Below are 13,213 nucleotides of genomic sequence, written 5' to 3'. Positions count from 1 at the left end.
TCAAGACACTCATTGAATCCCTATGCGTGATCCAGCCCCTTCTGACACACAAAAGAAGCGCGTCATTGTCGGCATGTCCGGCGGCGTGGACTCTTCCGTTTCCGCTCTCCTGCTGATCGAGCAGGGTTATGCGGTGGAAGGCCTGTTCATGAAGAACTGGGAAGAAGACGATGGAACGGAATACTGCACCGCCATGGATGACCTGGCGGACGCTCAGGCCGTGTGCGACAAGATTGGCATCAAGCTGCACACCGCCAACTTCGCCGCCGAGTACTGGGACAACGTGTTCGAGCACTTCCTGGCCGAATACAAGGCCGGTCGCACGCCAAACCCGGACATCCTCTGCAACCGCGAGATCAAGTTCAAGGCGTTCCTCGACTACGCCATGATGCTCGGCGCCGACCTGATCGCCACCGGTCACTACGTGCGCCGCCGTGATATCGAGGGTCGCACCGAACTGCTCAAGGGCCTGGACCCGAACAAGGACCAGAGCTACTTCCTGCACGCCGTCGGCGGTGAACAGATCGCCAAGACACTGTTCCCGGTCGGCGAACTGGAAAAACCCGAAGTGCGCGCGATTGCCGAGAAACATGATCTGGCCACCGCGAAGAAAAAGGATTCCACCGGGATCTGCTTTATCGGCGAACGCCGTTTCAGCGACTTCCTCAAGCAATACCTGCCGGCCCAGCCAGGCGAGATCAAGACCACCGAAGGTGAAGTCATCGGCCGTCACCACGGCTTGATGTATCACACCATCGGTCAGCGCCAGGGCCTTGGCATCGGCGGCTTGAAAGACGCGGGTGACGAGCCGTGGTACGTACTGATCAAAGACCTTGAGAACAACGAACTGATCGTTGGCCAGGGCAATGATCATCCGTATCTGTTCTCCCGCGCCCTGCTTGCCTCGGACATCTATTGGGTCAACCCGATTGATCTGACCGAGCCGCGCAAGTTGACGGCCAAAGTCCGTTATCGCCAGAGCGATCAACCCTGCACGCTGGAAAAGACCGCCACTGGCTACCGCGCCACCTTCGATGACCCGCAACGCGCGGTCACCCCGGGCCAGTCCGTGGTGTTCTACGACGGTGAAATCTGCCTCGGCGGCGGTGTGATCGAAATTGCGGAACCGTGGACGAGCAAGGGCACTCCTCAAGGCGATCAGCAATGAGCCCGACTCAGGAGCAACTGACGGCACTGGGCGGCGTATTCCTCGCCGCCGTGCTGGTCGACAAGATCGCCAAGACCGGCCAGACCACCGAAGCCGGCCTGACCTGCATGCTCGGTAGCCTGCTGATTCGCGACCCCAAGGACACCCTGGAAGTCTACGGCGGCGACGACCTCAATCTGCGTGAAGGCTATCGCGCATTGATCGGCGCCCTTGAACGCGACCCGAGCACCCTTCAGCGCGAACCGCTGCGTTACGCCCTGGCGATGCTCGGTCTGGAGCGTCAACTGGCCAAGCGCAACGATATGCTGGATGAGATCGGCAAGCGCTTGCCGCAGATTCAGTCCCAGGTCGAGCACTTCGGCCCGGCTCACGAAAACGTGATTGCGGCCTGCGGTGCGCTGTACCAGGACACCTTGAGCACCTTGCGCCAACGCATTCAGGTGCATGGCGACATGCGCAACCTGCAGCAACCGAGCAATGCTTCGAAAATCCGCGCCCTGTTGCTGGCCGGGATTCGATCGGCGCGCCTGTGGCGGCAGTTGGGCGGTCATCGCTGGCAGTTGGTGATCAGCCGTCGCAAGTTGCTGAAAGAGCTTTACCCGCTGATGCGCAGCAGCTGAAACCGCCCCCGCAAGACCTTTTGTAATTTGTAACGCGTAAGACGCTGGTCAGTTGGCAACGGACCGGCGGATTTTTTCATGTATAGTACGCGCCCCATTTCGTTGCCCGACTGTCCGAGAACACCCCATGCAGCTTTCTTCGCTCACTGCGGTTTCCCCTGTTGACGGCCGCTACGCCGGCAAAACCCAGGCCCTGCGCCCAATTTTCAGCGAATACGGCTTGATCCGTGCTCGCGTTCTGGTTGAAGTGCGCTGGCTCCAGCGCCTGGCCGCCCATCCTGCCATCAGCGAAGTGCCGGCGTTCTCCGCCGAAGCCAACGCTGTGCTGAATACCTTGGCGGAAGATTTCGCTCTGGAGCACGCCGAGCGTGTCAAAGAGATCGAGCGCACCACCAACCACGACGTAAAAGCCATTGAGTACCTGCTCAAAGAGCAAGCGGCCAAGCTGCCTGAGTTGGCCGCTGTCAGCGAATTCATCCACTTTGCCTGCACCAGCGAGGACATCAACAACCTGTCCCACGCCCTGATGCTGCGCGAAGGCCGTGATGACGTGATGCTGCCGCTGATGCGCCAGACTGCCGAAGCCATCCGCGAACTGGCCATCCGTTTCGCTGACGTGCCGATGCTGTCGCGCACCCACGGTCAACCGGCTTCGCCGACCACCCTGGGCAAAGAGCTGGCGAACGTGGTTTACCGTCTGGAGCGCCAAATCGCCCAGGTCGCTGCCGTTCCGCTGCTGGGCAAGATCAACGGCGCTGTCGGCAACTACAACGCCCACCTCTCGGCGTACCCTGAAATCGATTGGGAAGAAAACGCCCGCGCCTTCATCGAAGACGAGCTGGGCCTGGGCTTCAACCCGTACACCACGCAGATCGAACCGCACGACTACATCGCTGAGCTGTTCGACGCGATCGCGCGCTTCAACACCATCCTGATCGACTTCGACCGCGACATCTGGGGCTACATCTCCCTGGGTTATTTCAAACAGCGCACCATCGCTGGCGAAATCGGTTCGTCGACCATGCCGCACAAGGTCAACCCGATCGACTTCGAAAACTCCGAAGGCAACCTGGGTATCGCCAACGCGCTGTTCCAGCACCTGGCGAGCAAGTTGCCGATTTCCCGCTGGCAGCGTGACCTGACCGACTCCACCGTACTGCGCAACCTCGGTGTCGGCTTCGCCCACAGCGTGATCGCGTACGAAGCAAGCCTCAAAGGCATCAGCAAACTGGAGCTCAACGCTCAGAAAATCGCTGCTGACCTGGACGCGTGCTGGGAAGTATTGGCCGAGCCGATCCAGACCGTCATGCGTCGCTACAACATCGAAAACCCGTACGAAAAACTGAAAGAGTTGACCCGTGGAAAGGGTATCAGCCCTGAAGCGCTGCAAACTTTCATCGACGGTCTGGACATGCCAGCCGCGGCCAAGGCCGAGCTGAAGCTGCTCACCCCGGCGAACTACATCGGTAACGCTGTGGAGCAAGCCAAGCGCATCTGATTGACCGCTCTACCCGTTTGAGACGCCCGGCAGCGCCGGGCGTTTTTATTCCCGCCTGAAAAGTGCTTTTTTTCAATAGGTTACACATGAATCCTGACATTCCTCTTCAACTTCTGGGCGGCATCACGGCGCGCGAGTTCCTGCGCGACTACTGGCAGAAAAAACCCCTGCTGATCCGCCAGGCGATTCCTGAATTCGAAAGCCCAATCGACGCGGACGAACTGGCCGGCCTGGCGCTGGAAGAAGAAGTCGAATCGCGCCTGGTGATCGAGCACGGCGAGCGCCCTTGGGAATTGCGCCGCGGCCCGTTCGCCGAAGACGAATTCAGCAAATTGCCGGAACGCGACTGGACGCTGCTGGTTCAAGCGGTCGACCAATTCGTACCGGAAGTCGCTGAGCTGCTGGAAAACTTCCGCTTCCTGCCGAGCTGGCGCATCGACGATGTGATGATCAGCTTCGCCACCCCAGGTGGTAGCGTCGGCCCTCACTTCGACAACTACGACGTATTCCTGCTGCAAGGTCACGGCAAGCGCAACTGGAAAATCGGCCAAATGTGCGATTCCGAGAGCAAGCTGCTGCAACACGCCGACCTGCGCATCCTCGCCGACTTCGAGGCCACCGACGAATGGGTTCTGGAACCGGGCGACATGCTCTACCTGCCCCCACGCCTGGCCCATTGCGGCGTTGCCGTTGATGATTGCCTGACCTACTCAGTAGGTTTCCGCGCACCGAGCGCCGCTGAGGTGCTGACCCACTTCACTGACTTCCTCAGCCAGTTCCTGCCGGACGAAGAGCGTTACACCGACGCCGACGCCCTGCCTGCGGTCGATCCACATCAGATCCAGCACGACGCCCTTGATCGCTTGAAAGGCCTGCTTGCCGAGCACATGAGCGACGAACGTCTGCTGCTGACCTGGTTCGGCCAGTTCATGACCGAGCCGCGCTACCCGGAGCTGGTAGTGGGACCGGAAGAGATCGAAGAAGACGACCTGCTCGCCAGCCTTGAGCAAGGCGCAGTACTGATCCGCAACCCGAGCGCGCGCATGGCCTGGTCCGAAGTCGATGACGACCTCCTGCTGTTCGCCAGCGGCCAGAGCCGTTACCTGCCGGGCAAACTGCGCGATCTGCTGAAGTTGATTTGCGCCGCAGACGCGCTGCACACCGACAACCTCGGCGACTGGCTGAGCGACGAAGACGGTCGCGGCCTGCTGTGTGAACTGATCAAGCAAGGAAGCCTGGGGTTTGCTGATGAATAAAATTCACGTACGTGTCGCAGACTGGCAAAAGGACAACGCCGAGATCCGGCGCATTCGTGAGACGGTGTTCATCGCCGAGCAATCCGTTCCGCCCGAGCTGGAATGGGATGCTGATGACGCAACTGCGGTGCATTTTCTGGCCTTCGAAGGCGACTTTCCGATTGGCACCGCTCGCCTGCTGCCCGATGGCCACGTTGGCCGGGTGTCGGTGCTGAAAGACTGGCGCGGCTTGAAAGTCGGCGATGCGCTGATGCAAGCGGTGATCGGTGAAGCCGAGAAGCGCGGACTGAAGCAGCAGAGGCTGAGCGCACAGGTACAAGCCATAGCATTCTATGAGCGCCTGGGCTTCAGCCTGGTCAGTGAGGAGTTCCTGGAAGCAGGGATTCCGCATGTGGACATGGTGCGTCATTCGGCGTAAGACCGAGTCGCCACCTTCGCGGGCAAGCCTCGCTCCTACAGTTATCCGCGTATTGTAGGAGCGAGGCTTGCCCGCGAAGGCGTACTCAAGGACACTACAAAACGCCCCGCCATCCTCGGATGCCGGGGCGTTTTGCTGTCTACGATTCAACTTGCCCCCCGCCGGGCCGACAAACTGGCAGTATCAACACTTCAAGATGTCGGAGATAACGGATATGTCCCTACGCACCCTGCTCACCACCCTGCTCACCACGCTGCTGCTGACCTGCAGTTGCTCGGTCATGGCAGCCACCGAGATCGTGCCCCTGAACTACCACACCAGCGCCGACATGTTGCCGATGGCACAGGATTTCATCGGTAAAGATGGCCAGGTCAGCGCCTACGGTAACCAACTGATCGTTAATGCCGATCAACGCAAGATCGACGAACTTAAAGCCCTGATTGCGCAACTCGACACCCAGCCGAAACGCCTGCTGATCACCGTCGACACCAACGAAAACAACTTCCAGGGCGATCAGGGTTATTCGGTGAACGGTGCCAAACCGAGTCAGACCCGCATCATCAATCGCAGCACCGACAGCCGTGATGGCGGGATCCAACAAATTCAGGCCAGCGAAGGCGCACCGGCTCTGATCCAGGTCGGACAGAGCGTGCCGCTCACCAGCACTCAAACCGACGCCTACGGCGACCTGCGAAGCCAGACCGAATACCGTAACGTCACCCAGGGTTTCTACGTTACCGCCAGCGTCACCGGCGACATCGTTCACCTGGCGATCAGCACCAATCGTGACCGCATGAGCCAGGAACATCCCGATGTAGTGAATGTGCAAAGTACCGACACAACTGTCACGGGCCGACTGGGCGAATGGATCACCCTGGCTGGCGTAAACCGCCAGACTCAGGCCGACAAACAGGGCCAGACCCGCAGCTACTCGACTCAGGGACGGGACGACATGACCCTGCGGGTGAAAGTCGATACTTTGGACTAAACCACCGAAAACTGACTGATTAGTCGTATTAGACCAAAGATGTAGTGCTCGAAAAAAAGCACTACAAAACGTTTGACGATACAAAAAAGCGAAGGCATGATGGCCTCGCTCCCGCTAATCAGGGGCCCTGGCAAGGGCCTTCGAGGCGCCGTTCGCACCTACCCCGCGAGCCGCTTCGTGTCTGTACCGCCCACAAGGTGTGTTTGACGAGGTTGCCGACTGGAACGAAGTTGTCCCGAGGGACGGAAGCGTAATTAGGTAACCCGGCTCCACACTGAAGTTCGTACCAAGGCCCACGACGCCCGAATGCGCTCGCCAGTTCGCCCTTACCTGCTCACTTCCCCTCGAGCCCATCGTTCATCCCGTCGCCATCCCCGCCGAATCCGACTTGACCACCTAAGCTTCTGGTCAGCGAGTGCATGAATTTTCCACCGCAGAACAACTTTCCGTAAAAGACGCGACGAGGTTTATCTCCATGGCACTGACACGCGAACAGCAAATTGCAGCCCTCGAAAAAGATTGGGCTGAAAACCCACGCTGGAAAGGCGTGACACGCGCTTACTCCGCTGCTGACGTCGTCCGCCTGCGTGGCTCGGTTCAACCTGAGCACACCTTTGCAAAATTGGGCGCCGAGAAGCTTTGGAACCTGGTGACCCAAGGCGCCAAGCCGTCCTTCCGTCCTGAGAAAGATTTCGTCAACTGCATGGGCGCCCTGACCGGCGGCCAGGCTGTGCAACAAGTTAAAGCCGGTATCCAGGCGATCTACCTGTCGGGCTGGCAGGTTGCTGCGGACAACAACTCCGCCGAATCGATGTACCCGGACCAGTCGCTGTACCCGGTGGACTCGGTTCCAACCGTGGTCAAGCGCATCAACAACTCGTTCCGTCGTGCTGACCAGATCCAGTGGAAAGCCGGCAAAGGCCCGGGCGACGAAGGTTACATCGACTACTTCGCTCCGATCGTGGCTGACGCCGAAGCCGGTTTCGGCGGCGTACTGAACGCTTACGAGCTGATGAAGAGCATGATCGAAGCAGGCGCCGCCGGCGTTCACTTCGAAGACCAACTGGCTTCCGTGAAAAAATGCGGCCACATGGGCGGCAAGGTACTGGTTCCTACCCAGGAAGCTGTACAAAAGCTGACCGCTGCTCGCCTGGCGGCTGACGTTGCCGGTACTCCGACCATCATTCTGGCCCGTACCGACGCTAACGCGGCTGACCTGCTGACTTCCGATTGCGACCCGTACGACAAAGAGTTCGTGACTGGCGAACGTACTCAGGAAGGTTTCTACAAAGTGCGCGCTGGTCTCGACCAGGCAATCTCCCGCGGCCTGGCCTACGCGCCATACGCCGACCTGATCTGGTGCGAAACCGCCAAGCCAGACCTGGACGAGGCTCGTCGCTTCGCCGAAGCGATCAAAAAGGAATACCCGGACCAACTGCTGTCGTACAACTGCTCGCCTTCCTTCAACTGGAAGAAAAACCTGGACGACGCGACCATCGCCAAGTTCCAGCGCGAACTGTCCGCCATGGGTTACAAGCACCAGTTCATCACCCTGGCCGGCATTCACAACATGTGGCACAGCATGTTCAACCTGGCGCACGACTACGCCCGTAACGACATGACTGCCTACGTGAAGCTGCAAGAGCAAGAGTTCGCTGACGCTGCCAAGGGTTACACCTTCGTGGCTCACCAGCAGGAAGTGGGCACCGGCTACTTCGACGACATGACCACTGTGATTCAAGGTGGCTCGTCGTCGGTAACCGCACTGACCGGTTCGACTGAAGAAGAGCAGTTCCACTGATCTGATTCGCCTGAGCAAACGGCCGTTGCGGATCGGATAGAAAGCTAACCGCAACGTCGCACAACTGACGCCCCGACTGGTCCGGGGCGTTTTTTTGCCCGCGATTTCACACGCACGCTCCCACAAAAAGCACTGAAAATCATTGATCCAGAGCAGTTTTTCGATCAGGAAAAGAAGGTAAAACTACCCCGTGTGCTACTTGCAGTAACGCGCCTATATGACAACTTCCCGGCCACCCACCCGCTAAACAGTTTAAAAACAGACCCGAACAGTATTGATTATCATTCATCCGCAACTATGTGCGTTACATTCCCAACAAAACAATATTGATGAAATCCCGGCTAATGCCCGCAACGCATGGGCTGCGGGGCTTTGGAGGTGCGCTATGTCCTTATTCCTATAAATAATTTCGCTATAGGAATTTTACTTGCACGGTGATGTGCCATAAAATCAGCGGGATTGATTGCTGCGACATATCGTCACTGCTTTGTTTCTTTTCAAGCTCAGAGACCTTTGCTCTCTGTTAAGGATTACCAGCATGCCCGAAGCGACAGGACTCATGGCCCACAACTGGGGCTTTGCCATTTTCCTTTTGGGCGTCGTCGGCCTTTGCGCCTTCATGCTCGGCGTCTCCAGCCTCCTCGGGTCAAAAGCCTGGGGCCGCAGCAAAAACGAACCGTTCGAGTCCGGCATGCTACCTACAGGTGGTGCCCGCTTGCGGCTCTCAGCCAAATTCTATCTGGTCGCGATGCTCTTCGTGATCTTCGATATCGAAGCCCTTTTTCTCTTTGCCTGGTCTGTGTCCGTCCGCGAAAGCGGCTGGACCGGATTCGTCGAAGCTCTCGTTTTCATAGCAATTCTGTTGGCAGGTCTTGTCTACCTGTTCCGAGTGGGCGCCCTTGATTGGGCTCCGGAAGCTCGTCGCAAGCGGCAGGCGAAGCTGAAACAATGAGGCTTTGGCAATGCAATACAATCTCACCAGGATCGACCCCGATGCTCCTAACGAGCAGTATCCGATTGGCGAACGGGAAACCGTTTCCGATCCGTTAGAAGATCAAGTTCACAAAAACATTTTCATGGGCAAGCTCGAAGACGTGCTTAACGGCACGATCAACTGGGGGCGCAAGAACTCCCTGTGGCCGTATAACTTCGGCCTTTCGTGCTGCTACGTGGAAATGACCACCGCCTTCACGGCGCCCCACGACATTGCGCGCTTTGGCGCCGAGGTTATCCGGGCATCGCCGCGTCAGGCCGATTTCATGGTTATCGCCGGTACCTGCTTTATCAAGATGGCGCCGATCATTCAGCGTCTCTACGAGCAAATGCTCGAACCTAAATGGGTTATCTCCATGGGTTCGTGCGCCAACTCCGGTGGCATGTACGACATCTACTCCGTCGTTCAAGGGGTGGACAAGTTCCTGCCCGTGGACGTCTACGTGCCTGGCTGCCCGCCCCGCCCTGAAGCTTTTCTGCAAGGCTTGATGCTCTTGCAAGAGTCGATTGGCCAGGAGCGTCGCCCACTTTCCTGGGTCGTTGGTGATCAAGGCGTTTATCGCGCCGAGATGCCTTCGCAAAAGGAACAGCGCCGCGAACAGCGTATTCAGGTAACCAACCTGCGCAGCCCCGACGAAGTCTGATCCAGCTCTGCTTCTTTTATAGAACGAGACACTGGTTTCATTCTTTACGTTGACCGAAAGCGATAAATAACCATGACTACAGGCAGTGCTCTGTACATCCCGCCTTATAAGGCAGACGACCAGGATGTGGTCGTCGAACTGAATAACCGATTTGGCCCGGAGGCGTTCACCGCCCAGCCTACCCGCACCGGCATGCCGGTGCTTTGGGTTGCCCGTGCCAAACTCGTCGAAGTCCTGACCTTCCTGCGCAACCTGCCCAAGCCGTACGTCATGCTCTATGACCTGCACGGCGTGGACGAGCGTCTGCGCACCAAGCGTCAAGGGCTGCCGAACGGCGTCGACTTCACCGTGTTCTATCACTTGATGTCGATCGAACGTAATAGTGACGTAATGATCAAGGTCGCCTTGTCCGAGAGCGACCTTAGCGTGCCGACCGTGACCGGTATCTGGCCGAACGCCAACTGGTACGAGCGTGAAGTGTGGGACATGTACGGCATCAACTTTGCCGGTCACCCGCACCTGACCCGCATCATGATGCCGCCAACCTGGGAAGGTCACCCGCTGCGCAAGGACTTCCCGGCCCGTGCCACCGAGTTCGACCCGTTCAGCCTGACGTTGGCCAAGCAACAGCTTGAGGAAGAAGCCGCGCGCTTCAAGCCTGAAGACTGGGGCATGAAGCGTTCCGGTGCGAACGAGGACTACATGTTCCTCAACCTCGGCCCTAACCACCCTTCCGCGCACGGTGCGTTCCGCATCATTCTGCAGCTGGATGGTGAAGAGATCGTCGACTGTGTGCCGGACGTCGGTTACCACCACCGTGGTGCCGAGAAGATGGCCGAGCGTCAGTCCTGGCACAGCTTCATCCCGTACACCGACCGTATCGATTACCTCGGCGGCGTGATGAACAACCTGCCGTACGTGCTCTCGGTCGAGAAGCTGGCCGGCATCAAGGTGCCTGAGAAGGTCGACGTCATCCGCATCATGATGGCCGAGTTCTTCCGGATCACCAGCCACCTGTTGTTCCTGGGGACTTACATCCAGGACGTCGGCGCCATGACGCCGGTGTTCTTCACGTTCACCGACCGTCAGAAGGCGTACACGGTGATCGAAGCCATCACCGGTTTCCGTCTGCACCCGGCCTGGTACCGCATCGGTGGCGTCGCTCACGACCTGCCGCGCGGCTGGGAAAAACTGGTGAAGGACTTCATCGAGTGGATGCCAAAGCGTCTGGACGAATACCAGAAAGCCGCATTGGACAACAGCATCCTGCGTGGCCGGACTATCGGCGTCGCGGCCTACAACACCAAGGAAGCCCTGGAATGGGGCGTCACCGGTTCTGGCCTGCGTTCGACCGGTTGCGATTTCGACCTGCGCAAGGCTCGTCCGTACTCCGGCTACGAGAACTTCGAATTCGAAGTACCGCTGGCGGCCAATGGCGATGCCTATGACCGTTGCATCGTGCGTGTCGAAGAAATGCGCCAGAGCCTGAAGATCATTGAGCAGTGCATGCGCAACATGCCGGAAGGCCCGTACAAGGCGGATCACCCGCTGACCACGCCGCCGCCGAAAGAGCGCACCCTGCAGCACATCGAGACCCTGATCACGCACTTCCTGCAAGTTTCGTGGGGCCCGGTCATGCCGGCCAACGAATCCTTCCAGATGATCGAAGCGACCAAGGGCATCAACAGTTATTACCTGACGAGCGATGGCGGCACCATGAGCTACCGCACCCGGATTCGCACCCCAAGCTTCCCGCACCTGCAGCAGATCCCTTCGGTGATCAAAGGCAGCATGGTCGCGGACTTGATTGCGTACCTGGGTAGTATCGATTTCGTTATGGCCGACGTGGACCGCTAAGCATGAACAGCACGCTTATCCAGACAGACCGTTTCGCCCTGAGCGAAACCGAGCGCTCGGCCATCGAGCACGAGCTGCATCACTACGAAGACCCGCGCGCGGCGTCGATCGAAGCCCTGAAGATCGTCCAGAAGGAACGTGGTTGGGTGCCTGATGGCGCGCTCTACGCCATCGGCGAGATCCTTGGCATCCCGGCGAGCGACGTTGAAGGGGTGGCGACGTTCTATAGCCAGATCTTCCGTCAGCCAGTGGGCCGTCACATCATCCGCGTTTGCGACAGCATGGTCTGCTACATCGGTGGCCACGAATCCGTGGTCAGCGAAATCCAGAGCAATCTGGGCATCGGCCTGGGTCAGACCACCGCCGACGGTCGTTTCACCCTGCTGCCGGTCTGCTGCCTCGGCAACTGCGACAAGGCGCCGGCGTTGATGATCGACGACGACACTTTCGGTGATGTGCAGCCTGCCGGCGTTGCCAAATTGCTCGAGGGCTACGTATGACCCTGACTTCCTTCGGTCCTGCCAACCGCATCAAGCGGTCGGCCGAGACTCACCCGCTCACCTGGCGTCTGCGTGACGACGGCGAAGCTGTCTGGCTCGACGAGTACCAGGCCAAGAACGGTTACGCGGCTGCGCGCAAAGCCTTCGCCGACATGGCTCAGGACGACATCGTCCAGACTGTGAAAGACTCGGGCCTTAAAGGTCGCGGCGGTGCAGGCTTCCCCACGGGCGTCAAGTGGGGCCTGATGCCGAAAGACGAATCCATCAATATCCGCTACCTGCTGTGCAACGCGGATGAAATGGAACCGAACACCTGGAAAGACCGCATGCTGATGGAGCAACTGCCCCATCTGCTGATCGAAGGCATGCTGATCAGTGCTCGCGCACTGAAAACCTACCGTGGCTACATCTTCCTGCGTGGCGAATACACCACCGCCGCCAAGCACCTCAACCGTGCTGTGGAAGAAGCCAAGGCAGCCGGCCTGCTGGGTAAAAACATCCTGGGCAGCGGCTTCGATTTCGAGCTGTTCGTCCACACCGGCGCCGGGCGTTACATCTGCGGTGAAGAAACCGCTCTGATCAACTCCCTCGAAGGCCGCCGCGCCAATCCACGCTCCAAGCCACCCTTCCCGGCCGCCGTTGGCGTGTGGGGCAAGCCGACGTGCGTGAACAACGTTGAAACCCTGTGCAACGTGCCGGCGATCATTACCGACGGCGTGGACTGGTACAAATCGTTGGCGCGCGAAGGCAGTGAAGACATGGGCACCAAGCTCATGGGCTTCTCCGGCAAGGTCAAGAACCCCGGCCTGTGGGAATTGCCGTTCGGCGTCACTGGTCGCGAGTTGTTCGAAGACTACGCTGGCGGCATGCGCGACGGTTACACGCTCAAGTGCTGGCAGCCAGGCGGCGCCGGTACCGGTTTCCTGTTGCCGGAACACCTGGACGCACAAATGTACGCCGGCGGCATCGCCAAGGTGGGCACCCGTATGGGTACCGGCCTGGCCATGGCGGTGGACGACAGCGTCAACATGGTGTCCCTGCTGCGCAACATGGAGGAGTTCTTCTCCCGTGAATCTTGCGGCTTCTGCACCCCGTGCCGTGACGGCTTGCCGTGGAGCGTCAAGCTTCTGCGCGCGATCGAGAACGGTGAAGGGCAAGCCGGCGATATCGAGACCCTGTTGGGTCTGGTCGGTTTCCTCGGCCCGGGCAAGACCTTCTGTGCTCACGCACCGGGCGCCGTGGAGCCGTTGGGCAGCGCAATCAAATACTTCCGCCATGAGTTCGAAGCCGGCATCGCGCCTACCAGCGCCGTCGTCCCGCCTCTGGCAAGGCCGATCGTAGTCGGCGCTTAACGCTTTAAAAAAGCGAACGGTCCGTGCCGTTCGCTTTTCGCACGATGACGCCTTTAACGGCTGTTTTGATTCGCGCGGATAACAAGATTCCATTAGCCACGCCCGCTGACACCGGGCC

The 13,213-nt window shown here is 59.1% G+C and carries 12 protein-coding genes; all 12 read left to right on the top strand.

Features of this window, described 5'->3' with window-relative positions; translation table 11 throughout:
* Positions 1–22: 22 nt before the first annotated feature.
* The 12 genes from mnmA to nuoF all read left to right on the top strand — a co-directional run bounded on the left by mnmA (position 23) and on the right by nuoF (position 13,095).
* Positions 23–1,168 carry a tRNA 2-thiouridine(34) synthase MnmA gene (mnmA, locus tag QK293_RS13205; RefSeq protein ID WP_282377701.1) on the top strand — a complete coding sequence of 382 codons (1,146 nt, stop codon included), beginning with the start codon at positions 23–25 and terminating at the stop codon, positions 1,166–1,168.
* Positions 1,165–1,788: a high frequency lysogenization protein HflD gene (hflD, locus tag QK293_RS13200; protein WP_282377699.1), complete on the top strand. Its 624-nt coding sequence runs from the start codon at positions 1,165–1,167 to the stop codon at positions 1,786–1,788. Before mnmA ends, hflD begins: the two co-directional genes overlap by 4 nt.
* A gap of 127 nt (positions 1,789–1,915) precedes the next feature.
* Positions 1,916–3,286 (top strand): adenylosuccinate lyase, encoded by a 1,371-nt coding sequence (purB, locus tag QK293_RS13195; RefSeq protein ID WP_282377698.1) that lies wholly within the window; start codon positions 1,916–1,918, stop codon positions 3,284–3,286.
* Between the two features lie 86 nt (positions 3,287–3,372).
* Positions 3,373–4,542, top strand: a complete 1,170-nt coding sequence (locus QK293_RS13190) for a cupin domain-containing protein (RefSeq protein ID WP_282377697.1) — start codon at positions 3,373–3,375, stop codon at positions 4,540–4,542.
* Positions 4,535–4,960: a GNAT family N-acetyltransferase gene (locus QK293_RS13185; RefSeq protein ID WP_282377696.1), complete on the top strand. Its 426-nt coding sequence runs from the start codon at positions 4,535–4,537 to the stop codon at positions 4,958–4,960. Before QK293_RS13190 ends, QK293_RS13185 begins: the two co-directional genes overlap by 8 nt.
* 214 nt (positions 4,961–5,174) lie before the next feature.
* The gene (locus QK293_RS13180; protein ID WP_282377695.1) at positions 5,175–5,948 is read left to right on the top strand and encodes a secretin N-terminal domain-containing protein; all 774 of its coding nucleotides are present in this window, start codon (positions 5,175–5,177) and stop codon (positions 5,946–5,948) included.
* 475 nt (positions 5,949–6,423) lie between these two features.
* Positions 6,424–7,749: an isocitrate lyase gene (gene aceA / locus QK293_RS13175; RefSeq protein WP_282377694.1), complete on the top strand. Its 1,326-nt coding sequence runs from the start codon at positions 6,424–6,426 to the stop codon at positions 7,747–7,749.
* Between the two features lie 538 nt (positions 7,750–8,287).
* Positions 8,288–8,701, top strand: coding sequence for an NADH-quinone oxidoreductase subunit A (locus QK293_RS13170; protein ID WP_003223812.1), 414 nt, complete (start codon positions 8,288–8,290; stop codon positions 8,699–8,701).
* Positions 8,702–8,711: 10 nt separating this feature from the next.
* Positions 8,712–9,386: an NADH-quinone oxidoreductase subunit B gene (locus tag QK293_RS13165; protein WP_071550701.1), complete on the top strand. Its 675-nt coding sequence runs from the start codon at positions 8,712–8,714 to the stop codon at positions 9,384–9,386.
* Between the two features lie 72 nt (positions 9,387–9,458).
* On the top strand, positions 9,459–11,243 hold the full coding sequence (nuoC, locus tag QK293_RS13160) for an NADH-quinone oxidoreductase subunit C/D (protein ID WP_282377693.1): 1,785 nt from the start codon (positions 9,459–9,461) through the stop codon (positions 11,241–11,243).
* 2 nt (positions 11,244–11,245) lie between these two features.
* Positions 11,246–11,743, top strand: a complete 498-nt coding sequence (gene nuoE, locus QK293_RS13155) for an NADH-quinone oxidoreductase subunit NuoE (RefSeq protein WP_008146039.1) — start codon at positions 11,246–11,248, stop codon at positions 11,741–11,743.
* On the top strand, positions 11,740–13,095 hold the full coding sequence (nuoF, locus tag QK293_RS13150; RefSeq protein WP_282377692.1) for an NADH-quinone oxidoreductase subunit NuoF: 1,356 nt from the start codon (positions 11,740–11,742) through the stop codon (positions 13,093–13,095). The genes nuoE and nuoF overlap by 4 nt, the downstream gene beginning before the upstream one ends.
* The last annotated feature ends 118 nt before the right edge of the window (positions 13,096–13,213 follow it).

The organism is Pseudomonas sp. AL03 (assembly GCF_029960815.1).
GTDB lineage: Bacteria > Pseudomonadota > Gammaproteobacteria > Pseudomonadales > Pseudomonadaceae > Aquipseudomonas.
The sequence above is the reverse complement of the archived record's forward strand: the minus strand, read 5'-3'. Positions and strand labels throughout refer to the sequence as shown.